The organism is Mesorhizobium loti R88b, from assembly GCF_013170845.1.
GTDB lineage: Bacteria > Pseudomonadota > Alphaproteobacteria > Rhizobiales > Rhizobiaceae > Mesorhizobium > Mesorhizobium loti_B.
The window spans coordinates 5,855,237-5,873,658 of sequence record NZ_CP033367.1 but is presented as its reverse complement, the minus strand read 5'-3'; the positions used below and the strand labels follow the sequence as shown (position 1 = coordinate 5,873,658).

19 protein-coding genes are annotated in these 18,422 nt (G+C 64.2%); 7 read left to right on the top strand and 12 right to left on the bottom strand.

Annotated features, from left to right (window positions below; translation table 11 throughout):
- Positions 1-49 precede the first annotated feature (49 nt).
- Genes araD1 through EB235_RS28745 form a run of 4 tightly spaced genes read right to left on the bottom strand, consistent with a single transcriptional unit; the run spans position 50 to position 4,386 of the window.
- Entirely contained in the window at positions 50-1,048 is a 999-nt protein-coding gene (gene araD1 / locus EB235_RS28760) for an AraD1 family protein (protein WP_027034014.1), read from the bottom strand.
- 31 nt (positions 1,049-1,079) lie between these two features.
- Positions 1,080-1,859: an SDR family NAD(P)-dependent oxidoreductase gene (locus tag EB235_RS28755; protein ID WP_027034015.1), complete on the bottom strand. Its 780-nt coding sequence runs from the start codon at positions 1,857-1,859 to the stop codon at positions 1,080-1,082.
- Between the two features lie 11 nt (positions 1,860-1,870).
- Entirely contained in the window at positions 1,871-3,598 is a 1,728-nt protein-coding gene (locus EB235_RS28750) for an IlvD/Edd family dehydratase (RefSeq protein WP_027034016.1), read from the bottom strand.
- Positions 3,595-4,386: a FadR/GntR family transcriptional regulator gene (locus EB235_RS28745; protein WP_027034017.1), complete on the bottom strand. Its 792-nt coding sequence runs from the start codon at positions 4,384-4,386 to the stop codon at positions 3,595-3,597. Before EB235_RS28745 ends, EB235_RS28750 begins: the two co-directional genes overlap by 4 nt.
- Positions 4,387-4,447: 61 nt before the next feature.
- Here EB235_RS28745 and EB235_RS28740 point away from each other — a divergent pair, with 61 nt between their 5' ends.
- The gene (locus EB235_RS28740) at positions 4,448-5,371 is read left to right on the top strand and encodes an aldose 1-epimerase (protein ID WP_027034018.1); all 924 of its coding nucleotides are present in this window, start codon (positions 4,448-4,450) and stop codon (positions 5,369-5,371) included.
- A gap of 32 nt (positions 5,372-5,403) precedes the next feature.
- Here EB235_RS28740 and EB235_RS28735 read toward each other — a convergent pair whose 3' ends face one another.
- The 8 genes from EB235_RS28735 to pcaQ form a co-directional block, all read right to left on the bottom strand.
- Positions 5,404-6,849 carry an aldehyde dehydrogenase gene (locus tag EB235_RS28735; protein ID WP_027034019.1) on the bottom strand — a complete coding sequence of 482 codons (1,446 nt, stop codon included), beginning with the start codon at positions 6,847-6,849 and terminating at the stop codon, positions 5,404-5,406.
- A 39-nt stretch (positions 6,850-6,888) separates the two neighbouring features.
- On the bottom strand, positions 6,889-7,674 hold the full coding sequence (locus tag EB235_RS28730) for a coniferyl-alcohol dehydrogenase (RefSeq protein WP_027034020.1): 786 nt from the start codon (positions 7,672-7,674) through the stop codon (positions 6,889-6,891).
- 2 nt (positions 7,675-7,676) lie between these two features.
- Complete coding sequence (locus EB235_RS28725; RefSeq protein ID WP_032926056.1) at positions 7,677-8,732, bottom strand: branched-chain amino acid ABC transporter permease; 1,056 nt, start codon at positions 8,730-8,732, stop codon at positions 7,677-7,679.
- Positions 8,729-9,625 (bottom strand): branched-chain amino acid ABC transporter permease, encoded by an 897-nt coding sequence (locus EB235_RS28720; protein ID WP_027034022.1) that lies wholly within the window; start codon positions 9,623-9,625, stop codon positions 8,729-8,731. The genes EB235_RS28725 and EB235_RS28720 overlap by 4 nt, the downstream gene beginning before the upstream one ends.
- On the bottom strand, positions 9,622-10,350 hold the full coding sequence (locus tag EB235_RS28715; protein WP_027034023.1) for an ABC transporter ATP-binding protein: 729 nt from the start codon (positions 10,348-10,350) through the stop codon (positions 9,622-9,624). The genes EB235_RS28720 and EB235_RS28715 overlap by 4 nt, the downstream gene beginning before the upstream one ends.
- Entirely contained in the window at positions 10,347-10,994 is a 648-nt protein-coding gene (locus EB235_RS28710; protein WP_245268983.1) for an ATP-binding cassette domain-containing protein, read from the bottom strand. Before EB235_RS28710 ends, EB235_RS28715 begins: the two co-directional genes overlap by 4 nt.
- Positions 10,995-11,111: 117 nt before the next feature.
- Complete coding sequence (locus EB235_RS28705; RefSeq protein WP_051429812.1) at positions 11,112-12,428, bottom strand: ABC transporter substrate-binding protein; 1,317 nt, start codon at positions 12,426-12,428, stop codon at positions 11,112-11,114.
- Positions 12,429-12,570: 142 nt separating this feature from the next.
- Positions 12,571-13,488 (bottom strand): pca operon transcription factor PcaQ, encoded by a 918-nt coding sequence (pcaQ, locus tag EB235_RS28700; RefSeq protein WP_027034026.1) that lies wholly within the window; start codon positions 13,486-13,488, stop codon positions 12,571-12,573.
- A 69-nt stretch (positions 13,489-13,557) separates the two neighbouring features.
- On the opposite strand from pcaQ, the gene pcaD reads away from it, so the two are divergent.
- Genes pcaD through pobA form a run of 6 tightly spaced genes read left to right on the top strand, consistent with a single transcriptional unit; the run spans position 13,558 to position 18,394 of the window.
- Entirely contained in the window at positions 13,558-14,391 is an 834-nt protein-coding gene (gene pcaD, locus EB235_RS28695; protein ID WP_171878157.1) for a 3-oxoadipate enol-lactonase, read from the top strand.
- On the top strand, positions 14,384-14,791 hold the full coding sequence (gene pcaC / locus EB235_RS28690; protein ID WP_027034028.1) for a 4-carboxymuconolactone decarboxylase: 408 nt from the start codon (positions 14,384-14,386) through the stop codon (positions 14,789-14,791). Before pcaD ends, pcaC begins: the two co-directional genes overlap by 8 nt.
- The gene (pcaH, locus tag EB235_RS28685; protein ID WP_027034029.1) at positions 14,781-15,536 is read left to right on the top strand and encodes a protocatechuate 3,4-dioxygenase subunit beta; all 756 of its coding nucleotides are present in this window, start codon (positions 14,781-14,783) and stop codon (positions 15,534-15,536) included. The genes pcaC and pcaH overlap by 11 nt, the downstream gene beginning before the upstream one ends.
- On the top strand, positions 15,536-16,150 hold the full coding sequence (gene pcaG / locus EB235_RS28680; RefSeq protein WP_027034030.1) for a protocatechuate 3,4-dioxygenase subunit alpha: 615 nt from the start codon (positions 15,536-15,538) through the stop codon (positions 16,148-16,150). The genes pcaH and pcaG overlap by 1 nt, the downstream gene beginning before the upstream one ends.
- Before the next feature lie 19 nt (positions 16,151-16,169).
- Positions 16,170-17,222: a 3-carboxy-cis,cis-muconate cycloisomerase gene (locus tag EB235_RS28675; protein ID WP_027034031.1), complete on the top strand. Its 1,053-nt coding sequence runs from the start codon at positions 16,170-16,172 to the stop codon at positions 17,220-17,222.
- On the top strand, positions 17,222-18,394 hold the full coding sequence (gene pobA / locus EB235_RS28670) for a 4-hydroxybenzoate 3-monooxygenase (RefSeq protein WP_027034032.1): 1,173 nt from the start codon (positions 17,222-17,224) through the stop codon (positions 18,392-18,394). The genes EB235_RS28675 and pobA overlap by 1 nt, the downstream gene beginning before the upstream one ends.
- The last annotated feature ends 28 nt before the right edge of the window (positions 18,395-18,422 follow it).

Below are 18,422 nucleotides of genomic sequence, written 5' to 3'. Positions count from 1 at the left end.
TCAATCTCCCATTTCGTTCTGGTGGACCGTAATTTCCGGACTTTTGCCATCACAGCTGGGTGACGGTGACCAGTCCCTCGTCCGGCACCGACACCATCCGGTTGCGCAGCGGCTTGCCGAATGTCTGTGCCTGGATTTCATACTCGTCGCCGGGCGCCGTCTTGACGCCGGAGGCGTAGCTCATCACCGCCGCGCCAAAGAAATAGGCGTGCAGATCGCCCGCCCTGCGGTGCATCGGGTAGCGGAAATGGAAGTGTTCGAGATTGGCGATCGAGTGCGACATGTGCGTCTCGCCCGACAGGAACTCCTGCTCCCAGACAACGGCACCGTCGCGCAGGATGCGGGAATGGCCGCGCACTTCCTCGGGCAGGTCGCCGACCAAAAGCTCCGGGCCGATCGAGCAGGAGCGCAGCTTGGAATGGGCGAGATAGAGATAATTCTCGCCCTCCGTCACGTGGTCGGAATATTCGTTTCCGAGCGCATAGCCAATGCGATAGGGATGGCCGTCCGGCCCATTGAGATAAAGCCCGACGATCTCGGCTTCCTCTGCCCCGGCTTTCGCGAATGCCGGCATCGGCAGATCGGCGCCCGGCGGCACGACGCATGTGCCGACGCCCTTGAAAAACCATTCCGGCTGGATGCCGATCTTGCCGACGCCGGGCTTGCCGCCTTCCAGGCCCATCTTGAAGATCTTCAGCGAATCCGATTCCTCGGCCTCCTCGCCATGTGTCAGCAAGTGCATCTGGTTGCGCGCAGAGGCACTTCCAGTGTGGGTGAGGCCGGTGCCGGTGACCAGGAAACGCGCCGGCTCCGGATGGTCGACGGGGGCGAGCACACGGCCATCGCGCAGCAACTCGTCGTAGTCGACCGTAGCTTTGCTGGTCCGCTTCTCGACCAGCGCTGCGATGGATGTGCCCTCAGCGATCGCTGCTTCGGCGAGTTCCAGCACGGAGCTGGTCTTGTCGAGTGGGTGCAAGTGATTGCCGTCATCGGAGACGCGGCCAACCCGCCTGCTGCCATCGATCGTTGTGTACTGAACAAGACGCATGAAAAACCTTCTTCCCTTGGAGCGGTGCGGATCACACCCAGCCAGCGTCGACGATAAACTGCTGGCTCGTGCACATCAGGCTGTCGTCGGCGGCGAGGAACAGCGCCATGCGCGCGATGTCGGAGGGCTGCAGCCGGTCGGGCAGGCACTGTCTCTCCGCGATCTGGCGCTCACCGGCCGGGTTCAGCCACAGCCGCATCTGGCGCTCGGTCATCACCCAGCCCGGCACCATGCAGTTAACGCGAATGCGTTCAGGACCGAGCTCGCGGGCCAGCGCGCGCGTCATGCCGTAGACGGCTGCCTTGGCGGTGACATAGGCCGGGCAATCGGGATCGCCGACCATCCAGGTGATGGAGCCGAAATTGATGATGGAGCCGCCGCCCAGCGAGCCCATCTGCGACCGCACTGCCTGTGCTGCGAAGAACTGATGGCGCAGATTGACCGCCATGCGGTCGTCCCAGTAGGCGACCGTCACATCCTTGGTCTGATGGCGGTCGTCATTGCCGGCGTTGTTGCACAGAACCTGGATCGGGCCGTTGTGCAGCATGGCCTGGACCGTTGCTGCCTGCAGCGCCTCGACATTGCGCAGGTCGCAGGGAACGAACAGCGGCGCGCGATGTCCTTCAGCCGCAATCGCATCGACCAGCTGCCGGGAGGGCTCCTCAGCCAGATCGACGAACGCGACGCGGCTGCCCTGCGCGCAGAAATGGCGGACCAGACTCTCGCCGATGCCGCTGCCGCCGCCGGTGATGAAGACGCTGCGGCCCTTGAGGCTGGGATAGGTCGCGTAGCTGCCGATTTCATCCGTCATCGCGCGCCTCTCTAGTGGGAATGCCGGGGGATGCCGGCATCGCGCCGGCCGACGAGGAAGTCGAAGTCGCAGCCCTTGTCGGCCTGCAACACACGCTCGACATAGAGGCTCTGGTAGCCGCCTTGCGGTGCCGCAGGCGGCTTCCAGTCGCGGCGGCGGATCGCCAGTTCCTCGTCCGAGACCAGAAGCTCCAGCCGGCGGCCGGCGACGTCGAGTTCGATGAGATCGCCATCGCGCACCAGCGCCAGGGCACCACCAGCCGCGGCCTCCGGTGCCACATGCAACACCACCGTGCCGTAGGCGGTACCGCTCATGCGTGCGTCCGAGATCCGCACCATGTCGGAGACGCCTTGCTTGAGCAGCTTGGCCGGCAGCGGCATGTTGCCGACCTCGGCCATTCCTGGATAGCCGCGCGGTCCGCAGTTCTTCAGCACCATCACCGAGGAGGCGTCGATATCCAGCTCCGGATCGTCGATGCGGGCATAGTAGTGCTCGATGTTTTCGAACACGACCGCCTTGCCGCGGTGCTGCATCAATTCGGGCGTTGCCGCCGACGGCTTGATGACCGCACCGTCAGGCGCCAGATTGCCGCGCAGGATCGATATGCCACCTTGCTCGGTCAGCGGCTCGCTCATCGGCCTTATGACCTCGCTGTTGTAGTTCGGCGCGCCGTCGATCAATTCCCCGATGGTCTTGTCGCTGACGGTCATGACGTCGCGATGAAGAAGCCCCACTTCATCAAGCGACGCCATGACCGCAGCTAGCCCCCCGGCATAGTAGAAATCTTCCATCAGGAACCGGCCCGATGGCATAAGGTCGACAATGGTCGGAATGTCGCGGCCAAGGCGGTCCCAGTCATCGAGGCTGAGATCGACTCCGACCCGGTTGGCAATGGCGATCAGATGCAGCACCGCATTGGTCGAGCCGCCGATCGCGCCATTGACGCGGATGGCGTTCTCGAACGCTTGCCTGGTGAGAATATCGGAAATTTTCACGTCCCTGCGGACAAGCTCGACGATCTGGCGTCCAGCCATCTGGGCGAGTACGCCGCGCCGCGAATCCACGGCCGGGATCGCGGCATTGTCCGGCATGCCGATGCCGAGTGCTTCCACCATGCTGGCCATGGTCGAGGCCGTGCCCATCGTCATGCAGCTGCCGGCCGATCGGCTCTGGCCCTGCTCGGCGGCGAGGAAGTCGGCGACCGCCATGCGGCCGGCCTTCACCTCTTCAGCGAATTTCCAGACATGGGTGCCCGAGCCGATATCCTGTCCACGGAACTTGCCGTTGAGCATCGGTCCGCCGGAAACGGTGATGATCGGCAAATTGCATGACGCAGCGCCCATCAGCAGCGCCGGCGTGGTCTTGTCGCAGCCGACCAGCAGGATGACGCCGTCGATTGGATTGCCGCGGATCGATTCCTCAACATCCATGCTGACCAGATTGCGGAACAACATGGCGGTCGGGCGCATGTTGCTTTCGCCCAGCGACATGACAGGAAATTCCAGCGGCAGGCCGCCGGCTTCGTAGACGCCACGCTTGACGTGATCGGCCAAGGCACGGAGATGCGCATTGCACGGGGTCAGTTCCGACCAGGTGTTGCAGATGCCGATCACGGGGCGGCCATCGAAAGAGTCGGCCGGGATACCCTGATTCTTCATCCAGCTGCGGTGCATGAAAGCGTTCTTGCCTTCACCGCCGAACCAGGCTTCCGAGCGCAGTTTTCGTTTGTTTTCGGTCACGACTGCTGTTCCCGATCCAGGCGGCGTTTGTTGCGGCTCTCGACACTGCGGCGCACGTCGTCCTCGGCATTGTCGATGAGCACCAGCAGTGCCTTGTGTGCGCCGAGTGCGTCGCCGGCGGCGATCTTTTCGGCCACTTCCCGGTGCAGCGGCAAGGAATGGCGCTGTCCATCCGGATTGTCGTTGGAGAGACGGAAGCTCATCACCAATGCGGTTTCGACCAGCGCGGCCAGCGAGCCGATCAGCTCATTGCCGGTCATGCGCAAAATGGTCTGGTGAAACAAAAGATCGGGCTTGGCGAAGCGGTCGCCATCGTCGACCAGCGCTTCCATTTCGGCCAGCGCGGCATTGATCTCGGCGATCTGGGCGGGGGTGGCGCGCTGGGCGGCAAGTGCAGCCGACATCGGCTCGATGGCGCGGCGCAATTCGAACAGCGCCCGAACGTCGTCGGCGCTGACAGCGCCGGCATAGCGCCAAGACAGCACGTCCGGGTCAAGGAAATTCCAGTCGGCGCGGGGACGCACGCGGGTGCCGGTCTTCGGCCTGGATTCAACCAGTCCCTTGCCGGCCAGCACCTTGATCGCCTCGCGCAGCACCGTGCGGCTGACGCCCAGCATCTCGCTGGAATCGTCGGCATTGGGCAGGGCTTCGCCGGGCAGGAAGTCGCCCTGCACGATGCGCAGGCCGATCTGCTCGACGACCGTTGCGTGCAGCGCGGTGGAGCCGCTGGAAACCGCGACAGCGACCCTTGACGTGCGCGCCGTGCTGAAAGATTTGTTATTCTTCATACTATTCATATGATATGTCTTATCGCTATGGCGATCGGAGTCAAGGGATAGGGGAGTGCCAATGACAAAGAATTCCGCTGCTGTTGCCGCGCCGCACACGGAGCTGGTCTCGATCAGTGACGGCATTGCGACGGTCGACATTTCCCCGGCTGCCGGCGGGGCGTTGGCGTCGTATCGCTGGTGGCACAATGGCTCCGCCGTGGATTGGCTACGCCCTGCGGATCCGGCGGCGATCAGCGGTCGTGATGCCGGCGCCATGGCCTGCTTCCCGCTCGTACCCTATTCCAATCGCATAAGAGGCGGCCGGTTCGAATTCGCGGGGCGTACCGTCCAGCTGCCCAGCCAGCCAGAAGACCCGCACCATGAGCATGGCCATGGCTGGCGCCACCCATGGATGGTCATGAGGCACGAAGCCAGCACGATCGTCCTGCGCTATCGCCATGCCGCCGATTCCTGGCCATGGAGCTACGAGGCCGAGCAAGAAATCACCTTGGCTGACGGCAGGCTTTGCGTGAGCATGGCCGTGCGCAACCTGTCGGATACGCCGATGCCGGTCGGCTTCGGCCTTCATCCCTATTTCCCGTCGACGCCGTGGACGCATGTCCAGGCAACGGTGTCAGGCATGTGGGAAGCCGATACAGAGGTTCTGCCGATCCGGCATGTCCTGCCGCCGGCAGGAGCCGATCCGTCGATCGGCTTTGACGTATCGGAAGTGGACTTCGACACGGTCTTCACCGGATGGGCGCGCCGCGCCCGGATCTCCTGGCCGGAGCACGGCCGGCAACTGGACATCGACACCGAGGCACCGCTCGATTTCCTTGTTCTCTACACGCCGCCGGGCGAACCGTTCTTTTGCGCCGAGCCCGTCAGCAACATCACTGACGCCTTCAACCGGGTGGGCGACGAGGAGACCGGCTGCATCGTGCTGGCGCCCGGGCAGACGCGATCCGCCAGCGTTCGGTTCACGCCGTCAATGGCGGTTTGATCCCTGCTATTGGTTGCCCAAGCGAGGCCGGGTCAGAACGGATAATGCTGGCCCGGATCCTCGATCGTCACCCAGCGCAAATCGGTGAATTCGGCGATTGACGCTTTGCCGCCGAAACGGCCATAGCCCGAGCCTTTGACGCCGCCGAATGGCATCTGTGCCTCGTCGCCGACCGTCGGGCCGTTGATGTGGCAGATGCCGGCCTCGATGCGGGCAGCGACAGCCATGGCGCGCTTGATGTCGCGGCTGAACACGGCCGACGACAGGCCGTATTCGGTGTCGTTGGCGACACGCACCGCCTCGTCTTCGCCCTTCACGCGGATCACCGGTTTGACCGGCCCGAAGGATTCTTCGGAATAGACGCGCATTGCGGGCGTCACGTGGTCGAGCAGCGTGGCCTCGACCACGGTGCCGGTGCGCTTGCCGCCGGCGACGAGCTTGGCGCCCTTGGCAACGGCGTCGGCAACGAGCTCTTCCATCTTGTCGGCGGCCTGGCTGCTGATCAGCGAACCCAGCACGACATGGCCGCGCGGATCTCCGGCCGGCAGTTGCGAGGCACGGGCCGCCAGCTTGGAAACGAATTGGTCGGCGATCTTTTCATCGACGATCAGGCGCTCGGTCGACATGCAGATCTGGCCCTGATGCATGAAGGCGCCAAAGGTGGCGGCGTTGACCGCCGCGTCGATGTCGGCATCGTCCAGCACCAGCAGCGGCGCCTTGCCGCCGAGTTCGAGCAGGGCCGGCTTCAGGTGCCGGCCGGCGAGCTCGGCGATGATCCTGCCGACCTTTGTCGAGCCGGTGAAGTTGACGCGCTTGACCGAGGGATGAGCGACCAGGGCCTCGACGATTGCAGCGGCGTCCTTGGGATCGTTGGTGACGACATTGATGACGCCCTTCGGCAGGCCGGCCTCGACCAGCGCCTGGCCGATCAGCCGGTGCGTGCCAGGGCACATTTCGGATGCCTTCAGCACCACCGTGTTGCCGCAGGCGATCGGCATCGCGATGGCGCGGGTGCCGAGGATGACCGGCGCGTTCCACGGCGCGATACCGAGGCAGACGCCGGCAGGCTGGCGGATCGCCATGGCCAGCGTGCCCGGCTTGTCGGAAGGGATGATCTCGCCAGAAATCTGAGTCGTCATGGCGGCTGCCTCACGCAGCATGTTGGCCGCCAGCATGACGTTGAAGCCGGCCCAGGGGCCGGTGGCGCCGGTTTCTTCCATCATCAGCTTGGTGAATTCGCCGACCTTGGAGGCCATCACATCAGCTGCTTTGGACAGCAAGGCGCGGCGCTCGCCAGGTCCGGTCTTCGACCAGGTCGTAAAGGCAGCGGCAGCGGCTTCGACGGCGGCGTTGGCGTCGGCGATGCTGGCCGCCGCTGCACGCGTTGCCAGCTTGCCGGTGAACGGGTCCATGCGTTCGAAGGAGGCCGACCCCGACGCATCCCTTTTGTCGCCGTCGATCAGAAGTCCGATATCCATGATTGTCTCCCTCGCTCCATCTGGAGCGTCCTCATTGAATTAGAAGCCGAACATTTCGGCATTGATCGATGCTTCGAGGCCGCCGTCTACCGGCACGTTGGCGCCGTTGACCCAGCGCGCGCCGTCCGAGCACAGGAACAGCACGACAGGCGCGATATCGCCTGAAGTGCCGGCGCGGCCGACCCGGGCAATGTCGTTGTCGACACGGGCGTCACCAAGCACGGTACGGAACTGTTTCAGGATCGGCGTCTCGACCGGGCCGGGGCTGACCGCATTGATACGGATGCCACGGCGTTTGAACAGGTCCTGGTGCGCCGCGCGGAAGGTCCACAGCAGCAGCAACTCCTTGGAGACGGGATAGCCTTCCTCGTTGCGGACCGCGTGCGTGCAGATCACGTCGGCGACATCGGGAAAGCCCTCGATGGCGACCATCGAGGCGGCGCGGTTCAGATTGGCGCGCCAGCCATAGCCGGCGATCGAGGCAACGTTGACGATGGCGCCGCCTTCACGGAGCCTTGGCACGAGGCCTTCCGAGAGCGCCCTGAGACCAAAGAAATTGACGGCCAGCGTTGCTGCCGCGCCTGTGCTGCCGGACAGGCCGGCGACATTGCAGAGCGCATCGATGCGCTGCGGCAGGCGCGCGATGAGGTCTTCGACGCCGGCCTTCGACGAGATGTCGGCCTTGACGAAGCTGCCAGCCGCTACAGCCGGCTCGTGCACATCGACGCCGATAACGTCAGCGCCGAGCTGGCCGGCAAGTTCCGCCGTACGCGCGCCGATGCCGGAGGCGACACCGGTAATGAGGATCGTCTTGCCGAAGAGCATGGTCATGCCTTCTCCTGATGCTGCGTGGTTCGCTCCAGCGAGGGCGCGGTGCCGTCATCGGCCGGAGCATTTCCGGGAGGCCTGACGCGGTAGCCGACCGGCAGCAGGCGCAGGCCAAAGCGCTCCTCGATCGTCCCCCACAGGCCGCGCGGCAGGAACAGCGAGAACAGCACTGCCGTGGCGCCAAGGCCGATCAGGTACCAGACGCCGGTGCCGCCGAACCAGGTCTCGATGAGGAAGAACACCAGCGCGCCGAGAATGGCACCCTCGAAAGTGCCTATGCCGCCGACCAGCACCATGAAGATCATGTAGGCGGTCCATTGGACGTTGAAGTAGGTTTTCGGCTGGAAGGTGATGGAGGTCGCCAGCCACAGCGCGCCGGCAATGCCGATGCCGAAGGCGGCGAGCACAAACAGCAGCCGCTTGGTGCCGGTGACGCGCACGCCGACCGAAGCGGCGGCATCTTCATTGTCGCGGATGGCGCGGATGGCAGCACCTGTGCTCCCGCGCAGCAAGGCGAACAGGATCGCAAGCAGGGCGGTCATCGAGACCAGCGCAAGCCAGTAGATAACAGCCCGCCTTGTCGAGGCATCGTAGACATTGAGCGAGATCAGCGACGTTCCGGTCTCGCCTTGCACCAGCCTGTCGAGGTTGACCAGCAGATGCGTCAGCGCCGCGATCACCCACATGCCGATGGCGAACTCGCCGTTCCTCAGCCGCAGCATGAACAGCGACAGGGGCCAGGAGATCGCGCCGACGATAATTGCGGAAACGAAAAGCGAGGCGAACGGGTTCAAGCCGGCATCGGCCAGCCGGATGGCGAAGTAAGCGCCGAGCCCGAAGAACACTTGCTGGCCGACGGAGACCAGGCCGCCGAAGCCGGCCAGCGCATTCCACATCGCCGCCAGGATCACATAGATGAACAGCGCCGTCATCCGGTCCACCGCCCCGGCCGACAGGAACTGTGGTGCGGTTGCAAGCAGCGCGATGATGACGACGGCCGCAATCGCTGAGATGCGCGAAGCCTGGGTGCCGCGCTCGATGATGGCGGCGCTCATGATGGTTTTCTCACGGGGAGGCGCAGCAGGCCGCGCAGGCCAAGACCGGATGCCGAAAGCCGCACGAACAGCACGACGAGAAAGACAGCATGGCCGCCGATCAGAAATCCCTGCGGATGCACCTGCGCACCAAGCGTCTGGGCAAGCGCCAGCACGATGCCGCCGATCAGCGTTCCCCACAGCGAACCGGCGCCGCCGATGACAGCGGCTTCGAAGGCGAACAGCAATTGCGGCGCGCCGGCGTAGGGATCGAAGGTGGCGCGCATGCCGAGGAAGGCGCCGGCAAGGCCGACCGTGACCATGGCAATGGAAGCGGCAATGGCGTTGGCGCGGCGTGCATCGACACCGACAAGGCCTGCGGTGTCCGGGTCTTCCGAGGTGGCGCGGATCGAGCGGCCGAGCCGGGTACGGGTCAGGAAAAGCTGCAGGCCACCCAGCAGGACCACGGCTGTTGCGAACATGATCACCGCGAGCTTGCCGACATAGATGCTGCCTGGCCACTCCCAGGAATCATAGGACAGGCTGCCGATATAGGGCGCCAGCGAACGCGTATCGGCGCCGAACTGCTCGAACAGCATGTTGTCGATGACGATGGCCAGGCCGAACGTGGTCAGGATCGGCAGCAGCGCCCCACCGCGCGCGCTGCGTTCGAGCAGGAAGCGCTGCAGCGCCCAGCCGATTGCAGCCATCAAAGGCAGCACGATGAGCAGGCCGAGAAATGGTGAGATGTGGAACCTTGAGGCCAACAGCCACAGCGCATAAGCAGCGAACACGGCAAGGCTGCCATGCGCGAGGTTGATGATGCGCATCACCGAAAACATGAAGGAAAGGCCGCAAGCGATCAGCGCGTAATAGCCGCCGAGAAGAATGCCCTGGATGATCTGGTTGCTCATGCCGGAACGCTCCCGGTGCTTTTCCGGTGCAGGCCGAAATAGGCTTTTGTCACATCGTTGCGCGAAACCCCCTTGCTCGGCCCCTCAAGCACGACACGCCCTTCGAGCATGCAGATGACCCTGTCGGATACCGAGAGCGCACGGTTGAGGTCCTGCTCGACCAGGATGATGGTCGTGCCGGAAGCGATCAGTCCCTGAAGGGCTTCGTAGACACGGTCGACGATCGCCGGCGACAGGCCGAGCGAAACCTCGTCGAGCAGCAGCACTTCGGGATTGCTCATCAGCGCGCGGCCGATCGCCGTCGCCTGCTGCTCGCCGCCCGAGAGATGGCCCGTCCTGGCGTGGCGGCGCGGCTTGAGGTTGGGGAACATCTCAAGCACCTTGTTGACGCTCCAGTCGCCCGGCCGGCCTGTGGTCTTGCCGAGCAGAAGGTTCTCCTCGACCGTCATCTGCACGAACAGCTTTCGCCCCTCCGGCACCAGCGCGATGCCCATGCCGACGCGCCTGTGCGATGGCACGTTGGTAAGATCGGCACCGTCCAGCAGCACGCGCCCGGCCGCCGGCTGGTGCGCGCCGGCGATCGCCCGCAGCAGCGTCGTCTTGCCGGCGCCATTGGCGCCGACCAGCGCCAGCGTCTCGCCGCGTTCGATGCTGAAGCTCACGCCGCGCACCGCCTGCAGCAGGCCATGCCGGACAACCAGGTTCTCGACCGACAGCAGGCTCATTTCGGGCCTCCGCCGAGATAGGCGCGCACGACCTCGGGATCAGCCATGACCGCCTGCGGCTCGCCGTCGGCGATGATTTTTCCCGCATCCATGCAGATCAGCCGCTCCGCCACCTGCAACAGGATGTGGACGATGTGCTCGATCCAGACGATGCCGATTTTGCGCCGGCGCAATTCCTTGATTGTGTCGACAAGCTCACTCGCTTCGCCGTCGGTCAGCCCGCCGCCGATCTCGTCCAGAAGCAGCAGAGTCGGTCTCGCGGCAAGTGCGCGTGCCAGTTCCAGCCGCTTGCGATCGAGCAGGCCGAGCGTCTCGGCACGCCGGTTGGCGACGCCGAGCATGCCGCACAGTTTCAGCGAACCGAGCGCCTCCTCATAGGCTTCGTCACGGCCGAGCCCTGCGCCGTGTGACGCTGCGACGAAGACATTCTCGAAAGTGGTCATGCCGCTGAATGGTTTGGGCACCTGATGCGTGCGCACCAGGCCGAGCCGGCAGCGCTGCGTCGCTGGTAGCGCTGTCACATCGCCGCCCTTGAAACGGACCGTGCCCGCACTTGGCGGAAAGGCGCCGGAAAGCACGCTGAGCAGGGTGGTCTTGCCGGCGCCGTTCGGGCCGACAATGCCGACAGCCTCGTCGGCTGCCATGCTGAAGTCGACCGCGTCCAGCACCGCAAGCGCGCCGAAGCGCTTGTGGATGCCGGCGGCAGTGAGAACAGCCTGTTCTTGCGGATGGCTCACCAGGCGATCCTCGTCAGCGGTCCATCAGCCCTTGTAAGGCAGAAGCTTGGCTTCGACAGGCACTTTCGGATCGGTGGCGTTCTCGGTCACCACATAATCGAGCGGGAATTTGCTGCCTTCCTTGGCGGTGACCCATTGCGTGCCGATGATCGGACCGGGCGAGACATTGGCCACCGGACCGCTGGTGAAATCGACCTTGCCGATCATCGTCTCGGTCTTCAGCGTGCTCAGCGCCTTGGCCACCGCTGCCTTGTCCTTGGCGTCGGTGCTGGCCTTCAGGGCTTCAAAGCCGGCGTCGAGCAGCGACATCGAGGCGCCGAGTTGCTGTGTCCACTGCTTGCCGCTCGCGGCTTCGTAGCCGTCGGCCAGCTCGGTGCCCGAAACGCCGGTTAGCGGCGACTTGTAGGGGAAGGCCTTGTGCCAGTAGGCGGCGCTCGAAATGTTGTTGCCGAGATCGCCAAGCGCCTCGATATCGGACGGAAAGAGGCCGGTCTTGGCGACCTGGCAGATCTTGATCTGCTTGATCAGCCCTTGCTGTGCCGCCTGCCGCCAGAAGGCGGCGAAGTCAGGCGGGATCGGGAACGAGTTGAAGATCTCGACGCCTTCCTGCTTGAACAGCGCGATCTGCGAGGAATAGTCGGTGGTGCCGGTCTCATAGGCGCCAGGATCGACAATCGTAAAACCTTGCTTGGCCAGCAGCGGTGCCAGATTGGCGCGGATGGCGTTGCCGTCGGCGTCGTTTGGATACATGACGCCGACCTTCTTGTTGGTCTCGATCAGGTTCCATTGGGAGATGTAGGTCTTGAAGAACTCACCGACGCCGAAGCCGAAATGATAGGTCCATTTGAACGGCGAGGGCGCGCCCGGCTTGGCTCCACGGCCAAAGTACCAGGCTTCCCACGGCATGACGGTCGACAGGCACGGCACGCCGGCGGCCTCGCAGGCGTCGGCCACCGGATTGATCACCTCGGGCGTGGAAACAGCCAGCATCAGGTCGATCGCCTGGTTGTTGATTAGGTCCTTGGCGAGCTGGCCCGCACGAGACGGATCGGACTGCGTGTCCTGGTCGAGGATCTCGACACTGTATTTCTTGCCGCCGATCTCAAGGCCGCCAGCCAGCGCCTTGCGGGCAAGGTCGAGCACATAGCCGTCGGTCTGTCCAAAGCCCGCCAGCGGGCCGGTGCGCGGACTGACGAAGCCGACCTTGAGCGTGTCGCCGGCCTGAGCGAAAGCGCTTCGGCCACCAAGCGCGAGCGCCGCACCGCCGGCGACCGAGGTGACGATGAACTGGCGCCGCGAAATGCCGCGAATATTGGATTTGCTGCCGATAGAATGGGTCATGTGTTCCTCCCTCTGTGGCTCCTCCATCGGCACAGTGCACCAGCGTTTTGGTTCGGTAAAATGATATTTTGCGGTGTTTCATTAACCCTGGGGTTAGGAGATTTTCGACGAAGACAGAGCCCGGCCCAAATGGTGCGGCACCTCAGACACCCGGCCGTGCCGCCTCGCGAATGGTCTGCAACAGGATAGTAAAGGCCGGCGAGGGAGCGGTGTCGGTCCGCATCGTCAGGCCAACCGGTCCCTTGGTTTCCTCGGTGTCGACCGGCAAGGCGACGAAGCTGCCGTTGGCGATTTCGTTGGCGACCACGCCGGCCGAAATGATCCACACCGCATTGCTCTGCCGCAGGAAAGCGCGGCCGAAGGAATCCGAGACGGTTTCGATCTCGGTTGCCGGCGCGGTCATGCCATTGGTGATGAACAGGCGATCGACAAACGGGCGGATGACGGATTCCCGGGTCGGCATCAGCGCCGGGAATTCGTCGAGCCTCGCGAAGATGTCCGTCCCCGGCTCGAGCAGCGGATGTCCGGCCCGCACCACGAACAGCACCTGTTCGGAGTAGAGGTGCTCGAAGAAGAAGCCGGTCATGTTTTCAGGTGCCGCCAGCCGACCGACGACGAGATCGAGCGCGCCGGTGCGCAATTGCTCGAGCAGCACAGCGTTCTCGCCGGTGACGATCTTGATCGCCGCCCCGGTATTTTCCCTGAGAAAGAGGCTCATGGCCTGCGGCATGACCTTCGCCGACACTGTCGGCAGCGCGCCGATGCGGATCGGGTGGCGGTTGATGGCGCCGTCCTGGCGAACGGAATCGACGCCGCGCTTCAACGCCGTGATCGCCGAGCCGGCATGGCTGAGGAAGATCTCGCCAAGCCTTGTGACCCGGATGCCGCGCCCATCGCGCTCGACAACGGCGATGCCGAGCGCCTCTTCCAGCTCTCGAAGGGTTTTGGTCACCGCCGGCGCACTGACATGCAGGAAGTCGGCGGCGCGCGCCACGCTGCCCTGCCGCGCGACTTCCAGGAATGCCTGCAGATGGCGGAACCGGATGCGGCCTTCGGACATGGATTTGATAACCCCTGAGTTAATGAAACGGCGCAAAATATCATTTTACCGAACCAAATGCCTTGTGCAATGTGGGGGTGGAGGATCGAAATCGTGCCATTCGTCACCATCGGCGGCATCACGCTGCATCACCGCCACGTCAAGGCGACCGGCAATGCGCGCGCGATCATATTCATCAATTCGCTGGGCACCGACTTCCGGATCTGGGACGACGTCGTCTCGGCCCTCGATGGGGAAATGTCCTTGCTGGTCTATGACAAGCGCGGCCACGGGCTGTCCGACATCGGCGACATCAGGTCGATCGACGATCATGTCGACGATCTCTCGGCGCTCATCGATCATTTCGGGTTGGAGAAGGTCGTGCTCTGCGGCCTGTCGGTCGGCGGCATGATCGCGCAAGGGTTCTATGCCAGGCGCCCCGGGATCGTCGAAGCCATGATCCTATGCGACACGGCCCACAAGATCGGCACGACGGACAGCTGGAACACACGCATCGCGACGGTCAAAAGCAAGGGCATCCAGGCCATTGCCGATGGCGTGCTCAAAGTGTGGTTCACACCGGCGTTCCACGCGAACCGGGTGGCCGAGCTGGACGGCTACTGGAACATGATGACCCGGCAAGCAGTCGCCGGTTATATCGGCACTTGCGCTGCCGTCCGCGACGCTGATTTCACCAAGGTCGCCCGCAGCATTACGGTGCCGACGCTTTGCCTCGCCGGCGACCAGGACGGCTCGACGCCGCCCGATCTGGTCCGCTCGCTGGCGGCTCTAATCCCCGGTGCGCGTTTCGAGATCATCCGCGACGCCGGACACATTCCTTGCGTCGAACAACCCAAGGCGCTGGTCGCCCTGATCCGCGACTTTATCGCATCGCTTGCCCCTGGAGCAGAAACCCATGGATGAAGTCCCCGGCAACGCAGCCAGATATCGCACCGGCCTCGCGGTGCGACGCTCCGTGCTCGGCGATCGCCATGTCGACCGGGCGGAGGTCACCGCTACGGATTTCGATCAGCCCTTCCAGGAGCTGATCACCGAGGCCGCCTGGGGAACCGTGTGGGCGCGGCCGGGCTTCAGCAAGCGCGAACGCTCGATCGTCACGCTGGCGCTGCTGGCCGCACTCGGCCATGATGAGGAGGTCGCCCTGCATGTGCGCGCCACCGCCAACACCGGCGCAACGCGCGACGATATCTGCGAAGCGTTCCTGCATGTCGCCATCTATGCCGGCGTGCCGGCCGCCAACCGTGCCTTCAGAATAGCCAAGGACGTGTTTTCGGAAATGGACGGAGCCGACAATGCCAGCTGAGTCCGGCTCGAACCGGAGGCCCGAGACCGGCGCTTTCTTCCAGCGCGACCGGACATGGCATCCGCCGGCGCTGACGCCAGGCTACAAGAGTTCGGTGCTGCGCTCGCCGCAGAAGGCGCTTTTGTCCTTCGACAACACGCTGTCGGAAATAGCAGGACCGGTCTTCGGTCACGCCATGCTGGGTGAGCTCGACGCCGACCTCATTCACAATTTCGCCAGGTCGGGCGAGAGCGCCATCGGCGAGCGCATCATCGTCCATGGACGGGTGCTCGATGAGCGCGGCGTTGGGGTTCCCGGCGTGCTGCTCGAATTCTGGCAGGCCAATGCCGGCGGCCGCTACCGCCACAAGAAGGACGGCTATCTCGCCCCGCTCGACCCGAATTTTGGCGGCTGCGGCCGAACCATATCAGGCGAGGACGGCGGCTACGCCTTTCGCACCGTCAAGCCCGGTCCCTATCCCTGGCCGAACGGGCCGAATGACTGGCGCCCGGCGCACATCCATTTCTCGATCTTCGGCCATGGCTTCGCCCAACGCCTGATCACGCAGATGTATTTCGAGGGTGACCCGCTGATCTGGAAATGCCCGATCGTGCGCGGCATCGCCGACAAGGCAGCCATTGAGGCGCTGACGGCCATCCTCGACACGCAAGCGACGATCCCGATGGATGCGCTCGCCTACAAGTTCGACATCGTGCTGCGCGGGCGCCGTTCGTCGCTGTTCGAAAACCGGCCGGAGGGCAATTGATGGCCCAGTCGCTTGACCGGTTGAAGGAGAGCCCTTCGCAGACCGCGGGACCTTATGTCCATATCGGGCTGACGCCGAATTTCTGCGGCATTAGCGGCGTCTATGCGACCGATCTCGGCACGACCATGGTCAACGACAAGACGAAAGGCGAGCGCATCGGCCTGTGCATCCGGGTACTCGACGGCACCGGCTCGCCGCTCAGGGACGCGCTGATCGAGATCTGGCAGGCGGATGCGGACGGCCTCTACAATTCACCGGCGGAGTTGCGTGGTGCGGCCGATCCGAACTTTCTCGGCTGGGGCCGCTGCCCGACCGACATGGACACCGGCCTGTGCACGTTCGAGACCATCAAGCCGGGTCGTGTGCCGTTCAGCGATGGTCGCCTGATGGCGCCGCACATCACACTCTGGATCGTCGCGCGCGGCATCAATCTCGGCCTGCACACGCGGCTCTATTTTTCCGACGAGGAAAAGGCGAATGCCGGGGATCCGATCCTGGCGCGCATCGAGCACCGCATCCGCGTGCCGACGCTGATCGCCGAGCGCCAGGGCGACACCTACGTCTTCGACGTCCATCTCCAGGGGGAGAAGGAAACGGTCTTCTTCGACAGCTGATGGTCAGGAGGAGCAGGACATGACCGTATCGCCCTTCGACCATCCATTGCTTTCCGCCCTCCTTGGTGACGAGGAAGCGAGCCGTCATTTTTCCGTCGATGCGGAAATCGAGGCGATGCTGGGCTTCGAACACGCGTTGGCCGAAGCGGAGGCGGAAAACGGGATCATCACAAGGGATGCGTCGACAGCGATCGTGACGGCACTGGCCTCGTTCCGGCCGGACACCGCCTTGCTCAGGGCCGGCGTCGCCAAGGACGGCGTCGTGGTTCCGGAACTGGTGCGCCAGATCAGGGCGGCGGTCAGCGAACCGCATAGCGGCAGGGTGCATTTCGGTGCGACTAGCCAGGACGTCATCGACACGGGCCTTGTGCTTCGGCTGAAATCTGTCGTCGAGCATCTCAGCCTGCTCCTGACCGAGACCATCATACGGCTCGCCTCTTTGGAGGAGCGCTTCGGGAGTAGGGCGCTGACCGGCATGACGCGCATGCAGCCAGCGATCCCTATCCAAGTGGCGGATCGTGTGAACGCCTGGCGCGCACCACTGCAGCGGCATCATGAGAGGCTGTCGGATCAGTCGAGACGCCTGCTTATAGTGCAGTTTGGTGGCGCTGCTGGCACGCTGGAAAAGCTTGGCGACAAGGGACCAGCGGTGCGTGCGGCGCTTGCCGAAAAACTCGGCCTCGCCGACTCTCCGCAATGGCAGAGCCAGCGTGATGCACTGGCCGAGTTCGCAGCCTGGCTGTCATTGGTAACTGGCAGCCTTGGCAAGTTCGGCCAGGACATTGCGCTGATGGCGATAGCCGGGACGGACATCGAATTATCCGGCGGCGGTGGTTCGTCGGCTATGCCGCACAAGCAGAACCCGGTGAAGGCCGAGGCGCTGGTGGCGCTTGCCCGCTTCAACGCCACGCAACTTTCCGGCATGCACCAGGCGCTGGTGCATGAGCATGAGCGCTCGGGCGCTGCCTGGACGCTGGAATGGCTGCTGCTGCCGCAAATGGTTGTCGCCACCGCCGCGTCGCTGCGGCTCGCCGCCGAACTGGCCGCACAGATCGAAAGTCTCGGCCACTGATGCGCACGCAGGTCGCCATTATCGGGTCCGGACCCTCCGGCCTGCTGCTTGGGCAGCTTCTGGCCGGCATCGGCGTCGAGACCGTCATTCTGGAACGCTCCAGCCGCGAGCATGTGCTTGGCCGCGTGCGGGCAGGGGTGCTCGAACAAGGAACCGTTGAGTTGCTGGAGGCGGCTGGTGCTGCCGCAAGGCTGCATGCCGAAGGCTTGCCGCATTCCGGCATTTCGCTCGCTTTCGACGGGCGCCTGCACCGCATCGATCTCGCGGCACTCACCGGCGGCAAGCATGTCACCGTCTACGGCCAGACCGAGGTGACGCATGATTTGATGGACAAGCGCGAGGCGGCCAGCCTCGTCACCGTCTACGAGGCGTCTGAAGTCGCGTTGCATGATTTCGACGGCGGGGCGCCTTTCGTCACCTATGCAAGGGACGGCGTCAGCCATCGCATCGATTGTGACTTCATTGCCGGTTGTGACGGCTATCATGGCGTCAGCCGCAAATCGGCGCCGGAGCGCGCGCTGAGAACCTTCGAGCGGCAGTATCCGTTCGGCTGGCTCGGCGTGCTGGCCGAAGTGCCGCCGGCAGATCACGAACTCGTCTATGCCAATCACGAGAGGGGCTTTGCGCTGTGTTCTATGCGCTCGACGCATCGCAGCCGCTACTATGTGCAATGCGCGCACGACGATCGCGTCGAGGCGTGGTCTGACGACCGCTTCTGGGACGAGTTGCGCCGCCGCTTGCCCGACCAGACTGCGGCAAGCGTCACCACCGGGCCGTCCTTTGAGAAGTCGATCGCACCCCTGCGCTCCTTCGTCGCCGAGCCGATGCGCTTCGGCCGGCTGTTCCTGGTCGGCGATGCCGCCCACATCGTGCCGCCGACCGGCGCCAAGGGCCTCAACCTCGCCGCCAGCGATGTGCGCTATCTCTTTGCCGGTTTGCGCGATTTCTATGCCGAGAAATCACACGCTGGCATCCACGCCTATTCCGCCAAGGCACTTGCGCGGGTCTGGAAAGCGGTGCGCTTTTCCTGGTGGATGACGACGATGCTGCACCGTTTTCCCGACACCGGCGATTTTGGCCAGCGCATCCAGGAAGCCGAACTCGACTATCTCGTTCAGTCGCGCGCCGCATCGACCGCGCTCGCCGAGAACTATGTTGGGTTGCCTTACTGACCGGCGCGGTATGCGGATTTACCGCCCG

Coding starts and splice junctions, on each gene's coding strand:
- EB235_RS28725 (WP_032926056.1), bottom strand. CDS start 8,732: ATGAGCGCCGCCATCATCGAGCGCGGCACCCAGGCTTCGCGCATCTCA.
- EB235_RS28675 (WP_027034031.1), top strand. CDS start 16,170: ATGACCGTATCGCCCTTCGACCATCCATTGCTTTCCGCCCTCCTTGGT.
- EB235_RS28710 (WP_245268983.1), bottom strand. CDS start 10,994: ATGGCAGCCGACGAGGCTGTCGGCATTGTCGGCCCGAACGGCGCCGGC.
- pcaG (WP_027034030.1), top strand. CDS start 15,536: ATGGCCCAGTCGCTTGACCGGTTGAAGGAGAGCCCTTCGCAGACCGCG.
- EB235_RS28745 (WP_027034017.1), bottom strand. CDS start 4,386: ATGAAGAATAACAAATCTTTCAGCACGGCGCGCACGTCAAGGGTCGCT.
- araD1 (WP_027034014.1), bottom strand. CDS start 1,048: ATGCGTCTTGTTCAGTACACAACGATCGATGGCAGCAGGCGGGTTGGC.
- pcaH (WP_027034029.1), top strand. CDS start 14,781: ATGCCAGCTGAGTCCGGCTCGAACCGGAGGCCCGAGACCGGCGCTTTC.
- EB235_RS28735 (WP_027034019.1), bottom strand. CDS start 6,849: ATGGATATCGGACTTCTGATCGACGGCGACAAAAGGGATGCGTCGGGG.
- EB235_RS28705 (WP_051429812.1), bottom strand. CDS start 12,428: ATGACCCATTCTATCGGCAGCAAATCCAATATTCGCGGCATTTCGCGG.
- pcaD (WP_171878157.1), top strand. CDS start 13,558: ATGTGGGGGTGGAGGATCGAAATCGTGCCATTCGTCACCATCGGCGGC.
- pcaC (WP_027034028.1), top strand. CDS start 14,384: ATGGATGAAGTCCCCGGCAACGCAGCCAGATATCGCACCGGCCTCGCG.
- EB235_RS28740 (WP_027034018.1), top strand. CDS start 4,448: ATGACAAAGAATTCCGCTGCTGTTGCCGCGCCGCACACGGAGCTGGTC.
- EB235_RS28715 (WP_027034023.1), bottom strand. CDS start 10,350: ATGAGCCTGCTGTCGGTCGAGAACCTGGTTGTCCGGCATGGCCTGCTG.
- EB235_RS28730 (WP_027034020.1), bottom strand. CDS start 7,674: ATGCTCTTCGGCAAGACGATCCTCATTACCGGTGTCGCCTCCGGCATC.
- EB235_RS28755 (WP_027034015.1), bottom strand. CDS start 1,859: ATGACGGATGAAATCGGCAGCTACGCGACCTATCCCAGCCTCAAGGGC.
- pobA (WP_027034032.1), top strand. CDS start 17,222: ATGCGCACGCAGGTCGCCATTATCGGGTCCGGACCCTCCGGCCTGCTG.
- pcaQ (WP_027034026.1), bottom strand. CDS start 13,488: ATGTCCGAAGGCCGCATCCGGTTCCGCCATCTGCAGGCATTCCTGGAA.
- EB235_RS28720 (WP_027034022.1), bottom strand. CDS start 9,625: ATGAGCAACCAGATCATCCAGGGCATTCTTCTCGGCGGCTATTACGCG.